Here is a 22,177-nt window from a genome sequence, read left to right as displayed (position 1 = left end):
AATTTAGAAACAGAACATGCATTCCCATGACAATATTTATTTTATACGAATAAACGTTCGTTTTATACTGGTAAATAATACTTTTTACCCTTTTTGAAGAAAATGTAAACAAGAACTTCAACACCCTTTGTTTACACATTTCCCCATTGACTCATGAAAAACATATTATATAATTGTCTTTGTGGTTAATTCGTATACAAATTATTTATCTTGCTAACTAAAGTAATAGGTATAAAGACATGCTTGGTAAGCAAAAAATGTATAATAGTTGTTTTAAACATTTAGGAAACATTATAATAAGTTAAGGTATTTACCGGTCAGCAGGAGGCGACGACAAAATGTCCTCATTTCTTATTGTTTATATAGTCTGTGCCATAATCATTATTGTCGGCTTAAATGTGATGCTGCGCCGTCAATGGAACAATCGGCAAAGCAAAAAATAAGACATAGCAAAAAATAATGTGATGCATTAAAGGGGAGACAATCAAATGAACATTTATGTTGTTTATGACAGTGAAGATGGCCACACTCAAGTACTGGCAAGAGCTATCGCGGAAGGGGCTGGCGAACATCCCGGATCCAACGTCTATTTAAGGCACGTCAAAGAGGCCGATGTTCGAGAGCTTGCTAATATGGATGCGATTATATGGGGCTGTCCGGGCCACTTCGGTTCAATTAGCTCCGGCCTAAAGGAATGGATCGATAAGTTAGGATACTTATGGGCAAGAGGAGAATTGATAAATAAAGTCGGCGCCGTTTTCTGCACGACGGCGACCCACCATGGCGGCACTGAAATGACGCTTTGGAATTTAATAACGCCAATGCTTCATAACGGCATGATTATCGTCGGTCTTCCGGCCAATGTTCCTGAAAATGTCTTATACGGCTCTTACTATGGTGTAGGTATAACCTGCCCTGTTGAATACAGTGCCGATGCCCCGCCGAATATGCCTTCAGACAATGACCTGGCTTTAGGAAGAGCCCTTGGCCGTCGTGTGGCTGAAGTCACCAAAAAACAAATAAGTTAAAATAAAATAGCGGGGTGAGGAGTATATGTTATTTTTTGTCATTTGGGTTATTGTTGTTATAGTGGCATTGGCCTTATTAATGACATACAACATTATTGCTTTTAGAAAAAACGAAGCAAAACCTAACAATAAAGAAAGAAAAAATGCAAAAGAAGTAAAGGAAAATGCGCCGCCTGAAGCTGCGCCTAACCATATTTCAGACGAAGAAAAAACCTTTGATTATACTGTAAAGGAAGAAAAAAGCGACATTAACGATAATCCTTCCTTTGTTGCAGAACAAAAAAGCGTTGGCGATATGCCTTCAAACGATACAGAAAAAGCGCCTTATACACCTGATCAATCAGACATCAAAAGCGATGACAAAGATTATCGGAGGGCGCTTCGGGAATTAATGTCCGGACAAACCGCTGTTGAAGAAAAAGCCGAGGAAGAAAAAGCTTCCAGTGACTCTGAATATCGTGAAGCACTTCGGTCATTATCGAAAAAACAATAAAAAATGAACGAGACCAAGGAACATCATCGTCCTTGGTCTCTAAATGTTATTTAGCTTGTTTTTGTTTTGCCCATTGAACCACTTCAACCACACCGCTAAACAAACACTGAAATCTGAAAATAGAATCATTATTAGTGGTGTACTCTACTGTGTAAAACTAACATGCTTTATAAATAAATAGCCATTAAAATATCATCAACATAGGTTCCGTCTTCAAAACGAATTTGATTAACTTGGCGTCCCTCTTCTTTAAAACCCATTTTTTTATAAACATGCATTGCCCTAGCGGCTGGGGCGAAATTATCCTCGTTTTTATTCAATTGGATGATCACATTTATTTCTTATTCAGCAGGTTAGCAGCAGCTTTTTCAACCAATCTGGGGAAAAATTGATAAAGCCGGGCGCCGGCATTCATTGTCCAGGGAATATTAACTTCGCGCGTATTTGTTCCGATCACATTAACAACCCTTTTGGCCACTTGTTCAGGTTCAACGATATACCGGCTGACATTGGCTATATATTGGCCGCTCGGATCAGCGATGTCAAAAAAATTCGTTCGTATTGGACCAGGGTTGACAGCTGTCACATGAATATTTGTTTTCGCAAGTTCCATTCTCAGCCCATTGGTAAAACCTAGTACAGCATGTTTGCTTGCAGCATATACGGTTGATTTTGGAGTTGCAAGCTTCCCCGCAATGGATGCCACATTAATGATATGCCCCCGATTACGCTTCAACATATAAGGAACGAGCATCCTCGTGCAAACCATTAGTCCGATCACATTCACTTCAAACATTCGTTTAATATCATCGGGGGACGCTTCGGAAAAATAATCGAACACGCCAAATCCGGCGTTATTAATGAGAGCATCTATATCTTTATGTTTTTCAATCATTTCATTAAATACAAGACGCACCGCATCTGAATCGCTAACATCAAGACTATGGATATCCGGAACGATATCATAATCATGATGGATATGCCTTTGAATCATTTGCAGCTTGTCCAGAGATCGAGCCAACAATATAGGAACGGCGCCCCTGCTTGCAGCGATGATTGCCATTTCCTTTCCAATCCCGCTGGAAGCGCCCGTAATAATAATTTTTCGGTTTTTTAAGGATTTGTTTCTCATTCATATTTCCTGCCTTTATGTGTGCAACGCTTTTTTTATAACTGTTTTTATATCAGAATACATCATTTCTTTGTATATGCCGGTTTGCAAAAGCAATATATGTTAAATAAGCTTTGGAAAACATCTCTTTCCAACATCAAATGCCGTTTCCTCGCCCGATATGATGCAGCTTAACACGCTATGCCTTCGCTCTGCTTCAAACCAAGAACACAAGCACGATGATCAGATGATGCTAGTTTCCTAACACTCTCCTTATCGCAAAAGCTGCTCAACACAATATGTAAGCAATGGACGGAGTTTTCCAAATGAGAAATCCACATCTAATCGTTCTGTCCATTTATGGGCATCTTTTCCATAAGGTCCAAGGTTTAATACAGGCAAATTAAGCGTCTGCATAGCATTTATAGGCAAATCATAACGTTTCCCGTTAAGCGGCATATTGCCAAACAAATGATACAAAGAAACCGAATCCTGCTGCAAAGCTGCGTAACTTAAATCAGACAGGCCGGCAAAATAATATTGATGTTCTATATCAATGTTCTGTTCTTTTGCCGCCTTAATGACGTTAGTCACGACATCCATGATCCGAGGGTTATCTCTTGATGAAACGGCCGGATAAAACGGCGGACTGTAAAACAAAATGATCATCGGCGCCAAATGTTTGCATAGACTGGCTAAATCGTATACGAGCCTTGTTGACAAATCCCTGTCGCCAAGCTCTTGAAAATTAGCCAGGGTATAAGATTCGAGACGATCTATCTCAGATTGTCCATATAAGGCAATGGCTTCTTTTTTTAATTGTTCAAATGTCATCACTCGGACGGACATAGACTGAGGCTTAAACGAAGCCCATTGAGAGAACTTTTTTGATTGGTTAAAATGATGTTCTTCAATCTGTCCGGCCGCCGCCTTCGCAACTTTTAACAATTCAGCATTAATCTCATCAATCGGCTGGTTAAGTGTTAAAAGATTGAACATGGCAACAGCTGTATGAGGGATTTGAACAGAATAATCGATCTTTAAATCTTTTTGCATTAAATTTGTTGGCGGCGGTGTGATTTCTCCTTCAATCATTTCACAAAAGTCTGTATTTAATTCCATTAAACGGTTAATTTCTGAAACCATATAATTCGCATTAAGACCTGAAAGCGGCTCGCCGACATGCGTTTCTTTTCCGTAACAAAAAAATCCGGGCAGCACTTTCCCGATAGAACCCGTATATATATAACAAGTTTCATCACCGGGATATTTTGAGAAGGAAGGCTCAGTATTCAGAACAGCCGTATATTCTAAGTCATATTTTTCAGCTAAGTCTAAAAGCACGCTTACAGCAGTAGTCATCCCAAGAGAATTGACTTCTTCATCAGGAACAGATAATAATAAAACATTTCCAGTAAAATGGCCGGCGCTTGCTTCTTCCAAGACTGACATTTCTAAAGCTAAGCCTGCTTTCATATCCATGCTGCCTCTTCCGAACAGCCATTGTCCTTTCTCAAGGTCATCTTTCACATCTTCAGGCAAACGGTCTTTGTGATTGTTAAACGCCTGCGTTAATTCATCGGGCCTGAAAGCAAGGTTTTTCCAATCGCCGAAGTCCTCAATGTCGACAACATCAAAATGGCTGAGCAAGATGACAGTCTTTTTTGAACGGCCATTTTTTACTAAAGCGGTTACAAGTTTGCGGCCGTCATGAGTCGGATGCAATTCTAACATATGCGGATTTGCTTTAAAAAAATCGAGTTCGGATAATTTGAGCTGAATATACTCACTCATAGCAATTTCGGATGCTGATCCGGTGACGCTTGGAATCTCTACAAGTTTGACTAATAATTCCTTCAGTTGTTCTTTCGTTTGCCAATTTCCCATAGTCTATGATCACCTTTCCACGCCATATACTGTATTAAAAAATTCTATGTTTTTTCTCGAAACCCTTTAATATTTCGACATGTCATTATATGATTAGCGTATAGATTGGAGTGTCGAGATGTCAACAAAGATATTCGCTCATCGGGGTTACAGCGCAAAATACCCTGAAAATACAATGCCTGCTTTTCTTGCGGCACATCAATGCGGCGCCCACGGCATCGAGCTAGATGTGCAATTGTCAAAAGACGGCGTACCCGTTATTATTCATGATGAAGCCGTCAACCGTACAACTAACGGAAAAGGACTGGTGAAGGACATGACTGCCAGCTGCCTGACTAAACTGAACGCAGGCCAGCGGTTTAAATGGCTTAATCGAAAAGCAGCCATTCCTACATTAGAAGAAGTGCTTGATTGGCTGTCAAAAACGAACCTTATTCTAAATATCGAATTGAAAAATAGTGTCTTTCCTTATAAAGGAATGGAAGAAAAAGTTATTAAAATGGTTCATGACTTTGATTTATCATCGCGAATCATATACTCGTCATTTAACCATGACAGCCTTGTGAAAATTCATAAAATCGATTCTTCGGCGGAAACGGCAGCCTTATACAAAAAAGCTATGCCAGTGCCATGGGAATATGCAAAGTCTATACATGCATCAGCTATTCATCCGCATTACCGCAATGTAACTAAAGAACTCATTGAAACGGCGCAGCAACATCACATCCAAGTGAGAGCTTACACGGTAAATAAAACCAAACTTATTAAACAGCTTATTTCATGGAAAATAGCTGGAATTATCACTGATAATCCGTGCCATGCCCTGTCTTGCCTGGAATCTTCCAAATAACCGAATATCATCTTTTTATCATTGGCCGGCGGTTTGATCTCGCTCGTAAATCAACAGCGGATAAACAAACCGCTGGCCTTTGATATTTTTGGATCCAAAATTCGACAACGATTATTCTACAAAATATCATTCATTTTTTTGATATAATGCATTTATAATTAACTAAAAATTCACAAAAGATCAACTGTTTCACTTAAGAAAGGAGGGCTATTTATATGGGGACCGTTATCCGTGAAATACATAAGAAGCCAAACCTAAGACCCCCGAAAAAAAGAAGAAGATGGATCATGACTTTTATTTCTATTATCATGATTATCCTTTTAGCGATCATCGTCATTAGCTACTTTGTGACAAACGCTTTGATTCACCCTGCGCGGCAGCCTGTTGCTGAAAATCCCAGTGCTGTCGGACTGCCGTATCAAAACATCACTTTTACAAGCAGAGAAGGGCACTTAAAATTAAACGGCTGGCTGATAAAGGCTGAAAAACCAACGCACAAATGGATCATTCTTTCCCACGGCTACACAGAAAACCGGTTAATCTGGCCTGACATTGATTCCGGCAAACCGGGTCTAGAATTCATGAAATTCCTTCACCAAGCAGGATTCAATGTTGTCACCTTCGACTTTCGCAACAGCGGATCATCGGAGGGCAAAACAACGACCGTCGGCTACTATGAAAAATATGACTTACTGGGAGCCATAGATAAAGTTAAAAGCTTTGATCGTCATGCGGAAGTTGGCCTCATCGGCTGGTCACAAGGCGCTGCGACATCTTTAATGGCCGCTCCGAAGAACCCATCCGTTAAATTTGTTGTCGCTGATTCTCCTTTTACTAATTTAAAAAAATACTTAGAAACAAACCTGCCCCATTGGTCACACTTGCCTTCATTTCCATTCACACCCGTTATTCTTGATTTTTGGGCGCCGATTTTATCAGGGTTGGATGCGAGTGAAGTTTCACCCATCAATGCCGTCAAACATTTTAACGGCCCAATCTTGCTTATCCATTCAACAGCTGACGAAGCTATTCCGGATTCCAACAGCCTGGCCATTTATCACAAATATAAAAATCATAAAAACATACGCCTTATCACATTTGATGAAGCAAGCCATACTGAATCATTTTTGTTGTTTCCTGACCGCTATAAGAAAGCCCTATTAAACTTTTTTGCCCAAAACAACTTTACGCCTTGAGCATTTTCAATGTACCTAAAAAAACCATATGCTATAATAGCGTGCACATGAGAATATTATCACTGGAGATTTTCAAAAGGATGTGAGACAAATGGCAAAGCAGCTCTTCTCTTCTTATACAATAAAAGATTTGACGCTAAAAAACCGCATCGTCATGTCGCCAATGTGCATGTATTCTTGTACAAATAAGGATGGGAAGGTTACGAATTGGCATTTAACCCATTACACAAGCCGCGCTGTCGGCCAAGTCGGCCTGATCATTGTCGAAGCAAGCGCCGTTACCCCGCAAGGAAGGATTTCTGACCAAGACTTGGGCATTTGGAGCGATGACCACATCGAAGGGCTAAAACAATTAGTAGACCTTAACCATGAGCATGGCGGAAAAATCGGGATTCAAATCGCCCACGCCGGCCGTAAAGCGGAAATCGACGGCCCCATCATCGCGCCGTCGCCGGAAGCATTTAATGAAAAAATGAAAGTCCCTGAAGAGATGACGATTGAAGACATTAAAGAAACAGTGGAAGCGTTTAAGCAAGGCGCCCGCCGAGCCAAAGAAGCCGGATTTGATGTTATTGAAATACATGGAGCCCACGGCTACTTAATTAGTGAATTCCTGTCACCGCTCGCCAATAAACGGACGGATAAATACGGCGGTTCAAGAGAGAACCGTTACCGCTTCTTATCGGAAGTGATTGATGCGGTTAAAGAAGTCTGGCAGGGACCATTGTTTGTCCGTGTTTCAGCAAATGACTTTGTGGAAGGCGGAAATACACCGGATGACCATGTTTATTTTGCTAAGAAAATGAAAGAGCAAGGCGTAGATTTAGTCGACTGCAGTTCAGGCGCTGTAGCTCCAGCCCATATTGATGCCTTCCCTGGCTATCAGGTTCCTTATGCAGATCAAATCAAAAAAGAAGCCGGCATTCCAACAGGGGCCGTCGGTCTTATATTAGATCCTTTCCAGGCAGAAGAAATTCTGAAAAACAACCGTGCCGATTTAGTCTTTTTGGGCAGGGAACTGCTCCGTGATCCCTACTGGCCGAGAACGGCGGCCGTTAAGTTGGGAGAGGCGATTGATACGCCTGTGCAATATGAACGCGGCTGGCGGTTTTGATTAAACCGCTCGCCTTTAATAAAAGAAAATTAATCTATTTTATACGTCCAAAAGTCTTTAGCTAGATAAACAGGGCTGAAAATCTCCCGCGCTTCTTCAAGCAGCAAATGATCATCTTCTTGAAAGCGGGAACTGATATGGGTCAAAATCAAGGCGGCAGCATTTGCCGCCTTCGCTGTTTGAGCCGCTTGCGACGATGTTGAATGGAAATAGTCGTAGGCCTTTTCCTCCATCCCATGAGAAAACGTCGATTCGTGAATAAGCACATCCACTCCTTCAGCAAGGTCTACAGCCGCCTGACAAATTCGCGTATCGCCTAAGACAGCAATTTTCCTGCCTTTTTTGTCTGGTCCAATATAGTCGGAAGAATTTAAGGTTCGCCCATTAGGCAGCGTAACGGCTGCTTTTTCTTTAAACTCTCTATAAATCGGCCCCGGCATGATCCCTTCAGCCTTTAACCGATCAACCAAAAGCGTCCCCGGCTGATCCTTTTCCTCAATACGGTATCCATAGCAAGTGATGCCGTGCTCAAGTTCTTTTGCTGATACTTTAAAATATTTATCCTCATAAATAACGCCATCCTCATCGATTTCAATGATTTCCAGCGGGTATTTTAAATAAGTTGATGATATAGAAAGGCTCATCTCAATAAAATCCTTAATGCCCTTTGGGCCAAATACAGTTAATTGATCATCTCCGCCTTGAAATGAGCGGCTTCCTAACACGCCCGGCAAGCCATAAATATGGTCGCCGTGCAAATGAGTGATAAAAATCTTTTTGATTTTAGATAGTTTAACAGAAGTATGAAGAATTTGATGCTGGGTCGCTTCGCCGCAATCAAACATCCATGCATCGCCTTGATATTCAGGCATCGTAAGCACCATTGACGCCGTATTGCGCAATTTGGCGGGCACGCCGGCACCGGTGCCCAGAAAGGTAAAGTACATATGTATCATTCCTTTATATATCGAACTAAATGGCCCATTCAATTATAAAGCATCTCACCGTATTAATAAAATCCTGTCCCTTCCCTTTTTAAAAAGAAAAAAAGATAGTGCGATTGACACAATACAATATTGACAGCTTTTGATCTTCTGAAAAACTTAAGCAAAACAAAATTTCATTGTCCGGATATATCATATAAAATATCGAAACGGAATATTTATTTTAAAAGTCATACAACTCGTTTTTATTTTTCATTGGCCGGCCGTCTACACTGAGAAGCCATACATAAAATGTAATATAAAAGTCCTAAATACGCCGTTATCTATCAATCTAAGGGGGTGAAATAAACAATCCATTTTTACCATATATACAGAGGCAATAAAGAAAGCGCTATCATTATTTTATGTCATTGAAATCAAAAGGGAGGTTCAACCATGTTAAGCTTTCTTCAGCGCATTGGCAAATCTTTAATGCTCCCGATTGCCATTCTGCCTGCAGCTGCCATTTTAGTGCGTTTAGGCGACAAGGACATGCTTAATATTCCTTTCATACATGGCGGCGGACAGGCGATCCTCGATAATCTTCCGCTTATTTTCTCTATCGGCGTGGCGATAGGCTTTTCGAAGGATCAAAGCGGTACAGCCGGTCTCGCCGGAGGTGTTGGATATCTTGTCCTGACAGCCGCGGCTACCGCTATTAATAAAGATATTAATCTAGCTGTCTTAGGCGGCATTATAGCCGGTATTCTCGCTGGTCTAATGTACAATCGCTTTTACAAAATCCAGCTGCCGGATTGGCTGGCTTTCTTTGGCGGCAGGCGCTTTGTACCGATAGTAACTTCCATTGCTATGGTTATATTAGGCGGTATTTTCGGGATAATATGGCCGCCCGTACAACAAGCCATTGAAGCTGTCGGCAATTGGATCATTGACTCCGGAGCCATCGGCCTGGGAGCTTTTGGCTTTCTCAACCGTCTGTTAATCCCAACAGGGCTGCATCATGTCGTCAATTCTCTTATTTATTTTGAGTTCGGCACTTATAAGGATGCCGCCGGCCATATCGTTCACGGCGATTTAACAAGATTCTTTGCAGGAGATCCAAATGGCGGCAAATTCACCGCAGGATTTTTCCCGATCATGATGTTTGGTTTGCCGGGGGCTTGTCTTGCCATGTATGCCGCCGCACACAAACATCGAAGGAAAATGCTGGCCGGATTCTTTTTCGGCATTGCCTTCACCTCTTTTCTGACCGGGGTGACTGAGCCGATCGAGTTTTCATTTATGTTTCTGGCCCCTTTTCTATACGTGATTCACGCCTTGCTGACAGGCTCTTCACTGATTGCCGCCAATTTATTGGGCGTCCATGATTCATACGGTTTTTCTGCCGGCGCGATTGACTATCTCTTAAACTTCACTAAAGCACAGCATCCGTTGCTGCTGCTCTTACAAGGCGTTGTTTATTTCTTCATTTATTTTGCCGTCTTTTATTTTGCTATAAAACGATTTAACTTAAAGACGCCTGGACGTGACGATGACGGCAAAAACGGCCCCGGCGATACTTCCTGGTTATTTGATCAACAGGTTTCATCTCCTGCTGTTAAGGAAAAACTATTAAACGATAAATATACACAAGCTGCCTATCATTATTTGCAAGATCTCGGAGGCAAAGACAATATTGATTCACTTGATCATTGCGCTACCCGCCTGCGCTTAGTCCTAAAAGACATGAGCAAAATAAACGAAAGCGCGTTAAAGAAACACGGTGCAAGCGGTGTGATGAAAATGGGCAAAAGAAACATCCAGGTCATCGTCGGTACTAAAGTTGAATTTGTGGCTGACGCTATGAGGGAAATCATCCAATCAGACCAGTCATTTGTACCGCCAGCCGGAGTCATTCCGGAACCCGAACTTGAAAATGGCCGCCGTGATCCGTTAACTGCGGATGACTTTATGATGCCATTAGATGGCACCTTATTGCCCATAGCTGAAGTGAAAGATGAGGTCTTCTCAAGAAAAATGATGGGCGACGGGTTTGCCATTGAACCAACCGAAGGAACGCTGATCTCGCCTGTCGATGGTGAAGTCATTAACATCTTCCCAACCAAACACGCTATCAGCATCAAGTCGAAACAGGGTTATGAAATCTTAATTCATCTTGGACTGGATACCGTTGATTTAAAAGGCGAAGGCTTTGAGGTGTTAGCAGAAGAAAATACTGAAATAAAACAAGGGGATATCCTCATAAAAATGGATCTTAACTTGATAAAAGAACATGCGCTGTCAGCTGTCACACCGGTTGTTTTTACGAACTTAAAAGAAAATGAGTCCATTGAGCTTCATAAAACCGGAAAAATGACTAAAGGAACAAAAGGCATTATAACGATTAAATAACAAGAAAGGAGTTCTCTTATCAGTAAGGGGACTCCCCATTTCAGGAGGCAGAATTCATGAAAAGACTCATAAGCTGTTATGCTTCAGATCTTAAAGCCATGAACGGACAGCAATTAAAGCAGGCCATCGCGGCTTCGGAAGGCAGAGTTATTGTTTCTGAGGCCATTCCGACCGCTGCCCCGCTATACAGAGAAGTCACTAATATCGAATTGGCGGCGGCTTTCGGCACAGATTTAATATTATTTAACCTGTTTGATGTCTTCAAGCCGCAAATCATTGGATGGGAAGCGATTGACCCGGAGAATCTTATCGGAGAAGCGAAAAAGCTGACTGGGCGTCCGATTGGCGTTAACCTTGAACCCGTTGATCCGAAGGCAAAAGCCGCCGAAGAGTTAAGCCCTCTGCCGAAAGGGCGTATGGCTTCGAAAGAGACATTTAAAGCCGTGAAAGAATTAGGTTTTGATTTTATCTGTTTAACAGGCAACCCGAAAACAGGCGTCACTAACCATGAGATTATCGAGGCGGTTCAAGCCGCGAAAACGGTGCTTGGCGATGATTGTTTCATTATCGCCGGCAAAATGCACGGAGCCGGCATTATAGGAGAGGCAGGATCACATATCCTTTCGCAAGAAACAATAAAGGCGTTTGCGGAAGCAGGTGCAGATGTCGTCTTAATCCCTTCCCCGGGTACGCTGCCGGGAGTGACGAATGACGTTGCGCTCAGTTGGGTCAAAGCTATAAAAAAAGAAGGCTGCCTCGCTATGTCCGCCATAGGGACAAGTCAAGAAGGGGCAGACGAAAGCACCCTCCGACAAATAGCGCTCAATAATAAATCAATCGGCGCTGACATCCATCATATTGGCGACGCCGGCTATACCGGGATTGCTGTCCCCGAAAATATTATGGCCTATTCAATCGCCATCCGCGGCAGAAGGCATACTTATGTTCGCATGGCCTCTTCTATTCTGCGCTAAAACGATTCATGGGCATGAGTCAATGATCATGCCCGGCGTCCTTTTTTCTTGACCTATGAGCGTTTTTATAATTTGCAGCAGAACCTATCATACCTTCTCCGAATTTCGATTCTATTTGATTAATCGCCTGAATAAGCGGCTCATCCTTCAAATCGCTTTGATAAGAAAATAAATCCAATTGTTTGCTGGCATGGCCAAGTTCTTCGAACGATTGAACGGTAATGCCTAATAGCCGGATCGGCCGGCCGTCCCAATGTTCATGAAAAATCGGCATAATATGACCCATTATATCATCTTTGGTCTGTATCGGCTGTTTAACGGTATGCCCTCGGCTGATATTTTTCCAGTCGTGATACCGGATCGATAAAGTGATTTGATAAGCGGATACCTTTTTCTTTCTTAGTCTTCCTTCTATTTTTTCCGCCAGCATCATTAATGTTTTCCGAACAACTGCCACAGATGTTGTATCATCAGATAAGGTCGTCGATTGACTGATACTTTTAAAAGTTTCTTCTGCCTCAGGGTCAACCATTCGATGATCAATGCCGTTGGCTCTTTCATATAACTTTTCTCCGTACAAACCAAAACGCTCCGCTATATACGCTTTATCGCTTTTGGCAAGATCGCCTATTGTATGAATGCCGATTCTCTTTAACTTTTCCTCTGTTTTAGAACCAACGCCATGCATCTCTCCAACCGCAAGCGGCCATAATTTTGATTGAATGTCCCGTTTTCTAAGAACAGTAATGCCCAATGGCTTTTTCATATCGGAGGCCATTTTTGCCAAAAACTTATTCGGGGCTATCCCAATACTTGATGGCACTTTTAATGTATCTAATACTTTTTGTTGAATTGATTTTGCTAATTGAACCGGATGAATATCAGACGCAACCTCGGTTACATCCATATAGCCTTCATCAATAGATACTTTTTGAACGAGAGGCGTATAACTCCGCAAAAGCTGAAATAACCGCTGTGAAGTTGCCCTATAAAGCGGAAAATTCGGCGTTTTAACGATCAATTCAGGACAATGCCGCTTCGCTTCCCAAACAGGCATCGTTGTCCTTACGCCTTGGGCCCGCGCCTCATAACTGCTTGTTACGACAATCCCGCGGCGGTCCTCAACCTTACCTGCTATGGCCAACGGTTTTCCTCTTAATTCCGGATCATGAGCCGTTTCAACTGAAGCATAGAAGCTGTTCATATCAATATGAAAGATAATGCGAGCGCGTTTTTTGGCGGTATCCATTTTGATCACCCATTATCAAATCTTCATTGCTCTTATCTATATTATACACCTTAGTTTTTCTTAACAATAATTTTAAAATAGACAAGCTGTTCATTCGATAAAATGAAAAAAATTAACAGCCATGATCCGCGTATCTTTTCTTTCTCGTCAATGTTCGTCATGATATAATAAAAAATGAGTCAAATCATCTGAATTTTAAAACGACTGAATTATTGAACTCAAATGAATTTCCATTTAGATTGAATACCCTTTTATAAGAGAGAGCTGATATTTGAAATTCCGGCAATTAATGGTAGGAGGAGACGCAATGACAAATAAAGAGTTAAATAGGGGTTTGAAAAGCCGTCATATTCAGATGATTGCTTTGGGCGGCACGATTGGTGTTGGATTATTTATGGGATCTACCAGCACCATTCAATGGACAGGTCCATCTGTCATGCTGGCTTATGCGGTTTCAGGAATATTTATATTTTTAATCATGCGGGCAATGGGAGAAATGTTGTATTTAGAACCTAGCACAGGTTCATTTGCGACCTTTGGCCACAACTATATCCATCCTTTGACAGGCTATTTAACCGCTTGGAGCAACTGGTTCCAGTGGGTTATTGTAGGTATGTCGGAAATTATTGCCGTTGGAACGTATATGCAATACTGGTTCCCGGATTTGCCGGCATGGATACCGGGAATCATCGCCATGATTATTCTTGGGGCAGCCAACTTGATTTCGGTTAAATCATTTGGCGAATTTGAATTTTGGTTTGCGATGGTTAAAATCATTACAATTATATTGATGATTGTCGCTGGCTTAGGCCTTATTTTCTTCGGGTTCGGGAATGGCGGACATGCCATCGGGTTATCAAACTTATGGAAGAACGGGGGCTTCTTTACAGGCGGATGGTCAGGGTTCTTCTTTGCTTTGTCATTAGTTGTTGCATCTTATCAAGGTGTCGAACTCATTGGGATAACAGCCGGTGAGGCAAAAGATCCGCAAAAAACATTGACTAAAGCCATTCAAGGCATCATTTGGCGCATTTTAATCTTTTATATCGGAGCCATTTTTATTATTGTAACGGTTTACCCTTGGGATCAATTGGGTGCCATCGGCAGTCCTTTTGTCGCAACTTTTGCGAAAGTTGGTATAACGGCTGCAGCGGGAATAATTAACTTCGTTGTCATTACTGCTGCAATGTCTGGATGCAACAGCGGCATTTACAGTGCGGGCCGTATGCTTTATACACTGGGAATGAATGGCCAGGCGCCTAAGATCTTTACGAAACTGTCTCATAATGGCGTCCCATTGCTCGGTACAATAGGTGTACTGGTTGGTTTAGCCATTGGTGTTATTCTAAGCTATACAGCTCCAGATAATTTATTTGTATATGTATACAGCGCAAGTGTTCTTCCTGGAATGGTTCCATGGTTTGTTATTCTTATCAGCCATATTCGCTTCCGAAAAATAAAAGGCACTGAGCTGGACAACCATCCGTTTAGAATGCCCTTTGCACCTATAACAAACTACTTGACCATCGCTTTCTTAATAATGGTATTAATCGGTATGTGGTTTAATGATGATACACGCATATCGCTTATTGCAGGAATATGTTTCCTCGGTCTTGTTACAATAAGTTATTACGCTTTTGGAATAGGCAAACGTATACCGTCAGATGCAGAAATTTCCCGGGAAGATGATAAAGCCTTTTCATAAAATCAACCTCATCTTTGTCGTTTAAACAATCAGACCGAAGACATTCGATGTCTTCGGTCTTTCTATTCCCATCTTAGTTTTTTACCTGAAACAACTGTCAGCGAATATTCGTTTTGTACAAATCAAGCTGAAACTTTTTCATCTTGATCAGCATTTTTTGACCGAAAAATCACACGATCCAATGCGGGCAGTGACTGATTGGCAAAAATAAAATAAACAGAGATGACGAATAAGGCTAATTCAAATTCATATCCTCCCATAAAACCTGAATTAAGCTTAACTTTTACAATTGCCCCCAGCATAAGTAAAGCAAACAGAGCAGATACGAGCCGCGTGCCGAGTCCCAAAATAACCGCTATACCGCCAGCCAGCTCAATGACCGCTGTAACGATACCGAGGAATCCCGGTAAACCTAAGCTTTCAAAGAACTTCTCTGTCTGACTAATACCGCCCTGAAACTTAGAAAACCCGTGTATAAAAAATGTTAATCCTAAAAACAGGCGTAAAATCAGTGCAGCTGCTTTTTCCTTTTTTCCTATCATTACTTTTCCCCCTTTGGTTACTTTATGTAAGTTAGTTTATAAATATTAATTGCTTTTGTCAAGTATAAAATTTATTATTTGTTATGGCACTGTCTTTGTTTTAAAATATCATTGAGGTGGATGGAAATGAAACAATCTTCAATATGCCCAAGATTTGAAAAAGCAGTCGCCTTACTCAGCCATCGTTGGACTGCATTGATCATTTATCAATTACTTTCTGGTCCAAAACGATTTTGTACAATTGAGTCTTCTATTGCCATCAGCGGTAAAGTGCTCTCAGAAAGACTAAAGGAATTAGAACATCACGGAATTGTTAAACGGAAGGTATTTCCTGAAACGCCTGTTCGAATAGAGTATTCTTTAACTGAAAAAGGACTCGCATTTGCCCCTGTATTGAAGGAAATTGAAGAATGGTCTCAAACGTGGATGTCAATCGAAGAATAATCTGCAAATCATTAAATCTATGTATTCTGATGTAAGAAGAGCTGTTTCACTGTCTTTCTTCTCGATATTTTCACTTTAACTTTTCAAGAACCTTATGAATTATAGTCAAGCCGCTGTCTATTTAATGGATGCCGACCCCCTTTAAGGGGAATCGGCTGATACCATCAGGGATGGTTGAAGAACGGGTTATGTTTACATTAATCTTTTTGAGGATCTAAAACACATTCTTTAAGAGGTATGACCTTCGTCTTCTTCGTCAATTTATATCCAAGCCATATGAAAACAAACAATGGAATACTTAGATAGATAGATATAACACTTTTCCAATCTATATGCCCGCCTGTCATTTCTTGATAACCTTGCCCTAATAATACAAAGAGACAAACAATCAAAGCAAAAATTGGTCCTAAAGGAAACCATTTTGCCCGATAAGGAAGATCATCTAATGAATAGCCTTGGGCAATATATGCTTTTCGAAAACGATAGTGGCTGATAGAAATGCCAAGCCAATTAATAAATCCAGTTACCGATGAAGCACTAAGCAGCCAATAATAGATGGCGCCATCGCCAACTACAGAAGATAGAAATGCCAAAATTCCGAATATTGTTGTGGCTAGCAGCGCGTATATCGGCACCCCGCGGCGGTTCACTTTGCCTAAAAAACGCGGAGCCTGACCCGATAAAGCCATTGCATGTAAAATTCGGGAAGAACCATAAAGAAAAGAGTTTCCTGCTGACAATACTGCCGTTAAAATGACAGCATTCATGACCGAAGCTGCAAAAGCCAAGCCGGCCTTTTGGAAAATCATCGTAAATGGGCTGACCATCACATTATCGCTAAGCAGCTTATGATTAGTATAGGGGATAAGCAAGCCTATAATAAATATCGCCAGCACATAAAACAATAAAATGCGCCAAAAGATCGTTCTTGTTGCTCTAGGAATATTTTTTTCCGGATTTTCGCTTTCTCCAGACGCAATACCGACCATTTCTACGCCTTGAAATGAATAGGCGGCTACAAGCATTACGCTAAAAACGGTCATAAAACCCCCACGGAAAGGCGCATCGCCGATCGTTAAGTTTTTAAATCCGACAGCTTGTCCGCCCATAATGCCAAAGATCATTAAAACCCCAACAATAATAAAGATAATAACCGTAGCCACTTTAACAAATGAAAACCAATACTCTCCTTCTCCATAACTTTTAACAGACAAGACATTGATTGTAAAAATAATAAGAAGAAACATCCCGCTCCATAATAATGATGGACTGTGAGGAAACCAAAACTTCATAATGAGTGTCGCAGCTGACAATTCTGCAGGAAGCGTAATGGCTCCGTTAAACCAATAGTTCCAACCTAACGCCAAACCGAAAGCAGGATCAACAAACCGCGTGCCATAAGCACTTAATGAACCGCTTATCGGCATGTAAGCTGCCATTTCTCCAAGCGAAGTCATAATAAAAAAAATCATTATTCCAATCATCATGTAAGCCAAAAGCGCACCGCCCGGACCTGCCGTATGAATGGTAGCGCCAGTGGTGAGAAATAATCCCGTACCAATTGCTCCTCCTAAAGAAATCATAATAAGATGACGGAATTTCAGATTTCTTTTCAACTCATGTTCTGATGAACTGGTCTCGCCTGTTTCAAGCATCTGGATGGTTTTTTCCAAATTCTACACTCCCTATCTCATTTGTTTTCAAGTGCGATTTGGGAAGACTTTACTTGAATAGTTTAAAGCATTGTTTCTGATATGATTTCAGCAAAGCCGGAGCATCGTATGATCAGACTTGACTTTCCCATATATCCTGTAAAAAGGCATGGCTGTATATAAACCTATGCCATTAGAACGATGGATTAATCGTTTCCTAACTTAAGTCCTTTTTAAAAAGCGCCGCGTTAGCGCTTCGGTTATGTTACCGCTTCCATTTTCTTAATATTTCGATATTTGAAACGCCATTTCACATTTCATTTATATAGAACTATCATCATTATACCTATTTTTCATTATATTTCAATGGTTCAGATAATTATTTCACTCTGCTTTTTTCGACATCATTCAAAATATAATCATCATGCTTCCTGCCTTTATATACCATCAAATCTAATAGGCTTGGATTTTTTGTATGATTTCCCGGCATGAAAAAAGCCTGATATCGGCAAATTTGAACTGACCTCTGTCAACTAGCATAAACAGACGATTGGTTGAAGTTTGGAACAAATTTTATCCGTTACTTATATCTCCTTCTTCTAGTTTCTTTAGAAGCTCATCATCATTTTTTGAAATTATAACTAAACAATAAAAAAGCGTGTCCCGGAGATTCGAGACACGCCCTTTGGTCATACCGGTGTGTTTAAGCTTTTGTTACTTCCTTAATAACCGCCAGCACCATTTCGCTTGTTTTGTAAAGTTCTTTAATCGGCATTTTTTCATTGGTTGTATGGATGTTTTCGTAGCCGACAGCAAGGTTAACGGTTGGAATGCCATGTCCGGCAATGACATTGCCGTCGCTTCCTCCGCCGCTTTCCAATAACCGAGGCTCGCGGCCGATCGACTGAGCGGCACGTTTGGCTACTTCAACTAAGTGATCGCCGTCTTTGAATGCGAAGCCCGGATAGGCAACTTCAATGTCCACTTCAGCGCGTCCGCCCATTTCTTGCGCGGTCTCTTCAAAAGCTTTTTTCATTTTTTCGGTTTGAGCTTCCATTTTTTCTTTAACAAGCGAGCGGGCTTCGGCAAGGATTTCTACGTAATCGCATACGATGTTTGTTTGTTTTCCGCCGGCAAAGCGGCCGATATTCGCTGTTGTTTCCTTATCGATTCGTCCGAGCGGCATTTTCGTAATGGCTTTGGCAGCAATGCTGATAGCTGAGATGCCTTTTTCCGGCTCTACTCCAGCATGGGCGGTTTTGCCGTAAATTTTGGCGTTTATTTTCGCTTGTGTTGGCGCCGCAGTGATAATGTCTCCGACAGGGCCGTCGCTGTCCAGAGCATAGCCGTACTTTGCTTTGACAAGAGACGTATCCAAGGCTTTGGCACCGACAAGACCTGATTCTTCGCCGACAGTAATAATAAATTGGACAGTGCTGTGAGGCATGTTATTTTCCTTAATGATGCGAATCGCCTCTAACATAGCGGCAAGACCAGCCTTATCATCTGAACCTAAAATCGTTGTGCCGTCTGAAACGATATAACCATCTTGGATTGAAGGCTTAATGCCTTTGCCGGGAACAACAGTATCCATATGGGACGTAAAATAAATGGTATCGCCGCCGGCTTTCCCTTCAAGCGTGCAAACTAAATTGTTTGCGCCGTGCCCTGTGATTTCTTTAGCATTGTCTTCTTCTACTTTCAAGCCGAGACTTGTAAATTTTTCTTTTAATACTTTGGAAATCTCCTCTTCCTCTCCAGTTTCCGAGTCAATTTGGACAAGCTCCATAAATTCTTTGACGAGTCTTTCTTCATTAACCATAACGCATCACCTTTCTATGTAAATGTTTGCGAGAATCACATTCTCCTGCTATAAAGGCATATTGCCGTGTTTCTTCTTAGGGCGGCTTTCTTTTTTTCCTGACAGCATGTCAAGTGCTTGCACCAGTTTAATCCGCGTCTCTCTCGGGTCTATAATATCATCAATCAAACCGTGGGCAGCTGCCACAAAGGGACTGGCGATTTTCTCCCGGTATTCACGGGTTTTTTCCGCTTTTGTTCTTTCCGGATCGCCGCTTTCTTTTATCTCTTTTGCAAAAATAATTTCAGACGCACCCTCTGGTCCCATCACTGCGATTTCAGCATTTGGCCAAGCGTAAACTAAATCAGCACCGATCGACTTGCTGTTGAGCGCGACGTAAGCGCCTCCGTAAGCTTTTCTTAAAATAACTGTGATCTTCGGCACTGTCGCTTCAGAATAAGCATACAAAATCTTGGCGCCATGACGAATAATTCCGGCGTGTTCCTGCTTAATGCCCGGCAAGAAGCCAGTAACATCTTCAAAAGTGACGAGAGGAATATTGAATGCATCGCAAAACCTGATAAAACGTGAAATTTTATCTGAGGCATTGATATCCAGCCCGCCGGCCATCATCTTTGGCTGATTGCAAATGACGCCGACTGTCCTGCCTTTCAATCTGGCAAATCCTATCACTGCATTTTTTGCAAATTGGCTTTGCACTTCAAAAAATGAGCCATCGTCAAATACTTGATGAATGACTTTGCATACATCATAAGGACGCATCGGATCAAAGGATACCGCATCCAATATATCTTCCAGATAATCGTCATCTTTATTTGGATTTGCTTTTGGCGGCTCTTCTTCGCTGTTTTGCGGCAAATAACTTAAGAGACGGCGGACAAGCTTTAGTGCCTCTTCCTCACTTTCCGCTGAAAAGTGGGCATTCCCGCTGATCCGGTTATGTACATTTGAACCCCCAAGTTCCTCAGGGGAAATTTGTTCACCGCTGATCGCTTCAATCACCTTAGGTCCGGTAATAAACATCTGACTGGTGTTTTCAACCATAATAACAAAATCAGTAAGGGCAGGAGAATAGACCGCACCGCCTGCACAGGATCCCATAATAACTGAAATTTGCGGGATAACGCCTGAATAAACCGCATTCCGGTAAAACACTTGGCCGTAGCCATCCAAAGACACGACACCTTCTTGGATGCGAGCGCCTCCAGAATCATTCAAGCCGATCAATGGAACGCCGGTTTTTGCGGCAAGATCCATGACATGTGCAATCTTTCGACCATGCATTTCTCCAAGCGCACCGCCGAATACGGTAAAATCTTGGGCAAATAAATAAACAGACCGCCCTTCTATTTTACCATAACCAGTCACAACACCCTCGCCAGGCGCTTTATCAGAAAAACCTAATTTTTGCGCGCGGTGTTCAATGAACGGATGCAATTCAACAAATGTCCCTTTATCCAGCAATCGTTCTATCCGCTCTCGAGCCGTTAATTTGCCCTTTTTATGCTGCTTAAAGATAGGGTTATCACCGCCGCCCAGTTCTACGTTATAACGCTTGTCGGAAAGTTCTTTGATTTTTTCATAGATATCCATGCTATAACTCCTTCTCCTATTGTTGGCATAATTCATAAAGGACGCCGTGTGTTGAATTCGGATGGATAAAGGCTATAGTCACTTTTTTTGCGCCAATTCTCGGCTTTTGGTCAATCATCCGGATGCCTTGGGCTTTTAATTGCTGAATACGCTCATCGATATTTTCCACTTTTAGGGCGATATGATGGATGCCTTCGCCTCTTTTTTTAATGAATGTGGCCACCGGGCTTAAATGATTCATCGGTTCAAGCAGTTCAATCCGGCTATGACCCGTTTTGAAAAAGGCCGCTCTAACCTGCTGATCTTCCAATTCTTCTGTGCCTTCATATTCAAAGTTCAAAATCTCTTGATAGAGCGGAATCGATTTTTCTAATGATTTTACAGCAATACCAATATGATCGATGTTTTGGGATTCAAAAGTGCTCTCTTTCAATTTCTTCACCTCGAATACATCTTTCCATTAGTATTCACAAAAATACCGCAAATCTAATCTATTTATGATTTTTAAAACGCTTGTCCGTAAAATGAACCATTATAGACCGCCCTAATACTTGGCGATTTATACTTAACATATAAAAAATTTTTCATTTATCTCGAATTCATGTTATAAATGTTATAATATAACCTCTGCTTTATAGAATTTATTAGTTTTTTATAGGAGGGAAAGATATGCCTCGCAAAACTTTTAAAATCGTCATTTTTATAATGCTTCTAGCACTGATATTAACGACTTTTTCTTCAGCGTTTGCCATGATTTTTTCATAAGAAAAGATTGAAATCACGAACTGCACCCCGATTGTTAAACATAAATCATGCTTGGAGGTGCAGTTTTTCAATGAGATGACTGGAAAATAAAGGTGTTTGAACTCGTGAAACGTGAATCTCTTAACTGGAGAGGAACAAAAACGGGGCATTAAGAGTGAAGGTTTCCAAACAGGAATTGAAAATCCTTCGTTTCATAAGAGGGTATAGAAGATACTGAAGAAAGGCTGAAACGTTTTGTCCGTATATCGCCTAAGTTTTCGGCTTTTTTAAAGCCAGAAATAAAGCCCCTTCTAAATCATCAGCAGTTCCTCGCTCCTTTCAAAACATTAACTTCTTCCTGCCTTTTCTTATATAACCTTTCGTCTGCCATTAGTTGATGAATAAAGCTGATAGTGTCTGAGGATTACAGATGAATTG

Annotated in this window: 19 protein-coding genes and 1 pseudogene; 10 read left to right on the top strand and 10 right to left on the bottom strand. The window is 41.4% G+C overall.

All coding sequences use genetic code 11. The features are described 5' to 3' along the window. Nucleotides 1–488: 488 nt before the first annotated feature. Nucleotides 489–1,028, top strand: coding sequence for an NAD(P)H-dependent oxidoreductase (locus JOD45_RS11560; RefSeq protein ID WP_205004048.1), 540 nt, complete (start codon nt 489–491; stop codon nt 1,026–1,028). 25 nt (nt 1,029–1,053) lie between these two features. Further along, nucleotides 1,054–1,521 (top strand): hypothetical protein, encoded by a 468-nt coding sequence (locus JOD45_RS11555; protein ID WP_205004047.1) that lies wholly within the window; start codon nt 1,054–1,056, stop codon nt 1,519–1,521. 167 nt (nt 1,522–1,688) lie between these two features. On the opposite strand, the pseudogene JOD45_RS11550 reads toward JOD45_RS11555, so the two are convergent. The 3 genes and pseudogenes from JOD45_RS11550 to JOD45_RS11540 form a co-directional block, all read right to left on the bottom strand. Next, nucleotides 1,689–1,805, bottom strand: a pseudogene (locus tag JOD45_RS11550) (GNAT family N-acetyltransferase); the annotation flags it as partial. 50 nt (nt 1,806–1,855) lie between these two features. After that, entirely contained in the window at nt 1,856–2,653 is a 798-nt protein-coding gene (locus tag JOD45_RS11545) for an SDR family NAD(P)-dependent oxidoreductase (protein ID WP_205004045.1), read from the bottom strand. 252 nt (nt 2,654–2,905) lie between these two features. Continuing rightward, a complete protein-coding gene (locus JOD45_RS11540; protein ID WP_205004044.1) occupies nt 2,906–4,519 on the bottom strand; it encodes a M20/M25/M40 family metallo-hydrolase in 1,614 nt (537 codons plus the stop codon). A 118-nt stretch (nt 4,520–4,637) separates the two neighbouring features. Between JOD45_RS11540 and JOD45_RS11535 the strand changes: the two genes are divergently transcribed. The 3 genes from JOD45_RS11535 (at nt 4,638) to namA (ending at nt 7,679) form a co-directional block, all read left to right on the top strand. Further along, on the top strand, nt 4,638–5,369 hold the full coding sequence (locus JOD45_RS11535) for a glycerophosphodiester phosphodiesterase (RefSeq protein ID WP_205004043.1): 732 nt from the start codon (nt 4,638–4,640) through the stop codon (nt 5,367–5,369). Nucleotides 5,370–5,584: 215 nt separating this feature from the next. Next, complete coding sequence (locus tag JOD45_RS11530) at nt 5,585–6,565, top strand: alpha/beta hydrolase (RefSeq protein WP_205004042.1); 981 nt, start codon at nt 5,585–5,587, stop codon at nt 6,563–6,565. A gap of 91 nt (nt 6,566–6,656) precedes the next feature. Then, entirely contained in the window at nt 6,657–7,679 is a 1,023-nt protein-coding gene (namA, locus tag JOD45_RS11525) for an NADPH dehydrogenase NamA (protein ID WP_205004041.1), read from the top strand. A gap of 29 nt (nt 7,680–7,708) precedes the next feature. Here namA and rnz read toward each other — a convergent pair whose 3' ends face one another. Next, nucleotides 7,709–8,626 carry a ribonuclease Z gene (gene rnz / locus JOD45_RS11520; RefSeq protein WP_205004040.1) on the bottom strand — a complete coding sequence of 306 codons (918 nt, stop codon included), beginning with the start codon at nt 8,624–8,626 and terminating at the stop codon, nt 7,709–7,711. A 432-nt stretch (nt 8,627–9,058) separates the two neighbouring features. On the opposite strand from rnz, the gene nagE reads away from it, so the two are divergent. Together nagE and JOD45_RS11510 are read left to right on the top strand one after the other, a co-directional pair. After that, nucleotides 9,059–11,014, top strand: coding sequence for an N-acetylglucosamine-specific PTS transporter subunit IIBC (gene nagE / locus JOD45_RS11515; protein ID WP_205004039.1), 1,956 nt, complete (start codon nt 9,059–9,061; stop codon nt 11,012–11,014). Between the two features lie 56 nt (nt 11,015–11,070). Next, nucleotides 11,071–11,988, top strand: a complete 918-nt coding sequence (locus JOD45_RS11510; RefSeq protein ID WP_205004038.1) for a DUF7916 family protein — start codon at nt 11,071–11,073, stop codon at nt 11,986–11,988. 19 nt (nt 11,989–12,007) lie between these two features. On the opposite strand, the gene JOD45_RS11505 is transcribed toward JOD45_RS11510, so the two are convergent. Next, on the bottom strand, nt 12,008–13,237 hold the full coding sequence (locus JOD45_RS11505; protein ID WP_205004037.1) for a DNA polymerase IV: 1,230 nt from the start codon (nt 13,235–13,237) through the stop codon (nt 12,008–12,010). 307 nt (nt 13,238–13,544) lie between these two features. Between JOD45_RS11505 and JOD45_RS11500 the strand changes: the two genes are divergently transcribed. Then, the gene (locus JOD45_RS11500) at nt 13,545–14,942 is read left to right on the top strand and encodes an amino acid permease (RefSeq protein WP_205004036.1); all 1,398 of its coding nucleotides are present in this window, start codon (nt 13,545–13,547) and stop codon (nt 14,940–14,942) included. 122 nt (nt 14,943–15,064) lie between these two features. On the opposite strand, the gene JOD45_RS11495 is transcribed toward JOD45_RS11500, so the two are convergent. Then, a complete protein-coding gene (locus JOD45_RS11495; protein WP_380898763.1) occupies nt 15,065–15,481 on the bottom strand; it encodes a DoxX family protein in 417 nt (138 codons plus the stop codon). Between the two features lie 129 nt (nt 15,482–15,610). Between JOD45_RS11495 and JOD45_RS11490 the strand changes: the two genes are divergently transcribed. Then, entirely contained in the window at nt 15,611–15,928 is a 318-nt protein-coding gene (locus JOD45_RS11490; RefSeq protein ID WP_205004034.1) for a winged helix-turn-helix transcriptional regulator, read from the top strand. Between the two features lie 197 nt (nt 15,929–16,125). On the opposite strand, the gene JOD45_RS11485 is transcribed toward JOD45_RS11490, so the two are convergent. From JOD45_RS11485 to mce, 4 genes are all read right to left on the bottom strand, one after another. Continuing rightward, nucleotides 16,126–17,583 carry an amino acid permease gene (locus JOD45_RS11485; protein WP_205004072.1) on the bottom strand — a complete coding sequence of 486 codons (1,458 nt, stop codon included), beginning with the start codon at nt 17,581–17,583 and terminating at the stop codon, nt 16,126–16,128. 700 nt (nt 17,584–18,283) lie between these two features. Beyond that, the gene (locus JOD45_RS11480) at nt 18,284–19,402 is read right to left on the bottom strand and encodes a M20/M25/M40 family metallo-hydrolase (protein ID WP_205004033.1); all 1,119 of its coding nucleotides are present in this window, start codon (nt 19,400–19,402) and stop codon (nt 18,284–18,286) included. A gap of 48 nt (nt 19,403–19,450) precedes the next feature. Continuing rightward, complete coding sequence (locus JOD45_RS11475; RefSeq protein ID WP_205004032.1) at nt 19,451–20,995, bottom strand: acyl-CoA carboxylase subunit beta; 1,545 nt, start codon at nt 20,993–20,995, stop codon at nt 19,451–19,453. A gap of 16 nt (nt 20,996–21,011) precedes the next feature. Next, on the bottom strand, nt 21,012–21,437 hold the full coding sequence (gene mce / locus JOD45_RS11470) for a methylmalonyl-CoA epimerase (protein WP_338056088.1): 426 nt from the start codon (nt 21,435–21,437) through the stop codon (nt 21,012–21,014). 227 nt (nt 21,438–21,664) lie between these two features. Here mce and prli42 point away from each other — a divergent pair, with 227 nt between their 5' ends. Further along, a complete protein-coding gene (prli42, locus tag JOD45_RS11465; protein ID WP_205004031.1) occupies nt 21,665–21,760 on the top strand; it encodes a stressosome-associated protein Prli42 in 96 nt (31 codons plus the stop codon). Nucleotides 21,761–22,177: the final 417 nt, after the last annotated feature.

Origin of the sequence: Scopulibacillus daqui, from assembly GCF_016908855.1 — a bacterium.
Taxonomy (GTDB): Bacteria; Bacillota; Bacilli; order Bacillales; family Sporolactobacillaceae; genus Scopulibacillus_A; species Scopulibacillus_A daqui.
This window is presented reverse-complemented; position numbering and strand designations above follow the sequence as displayed.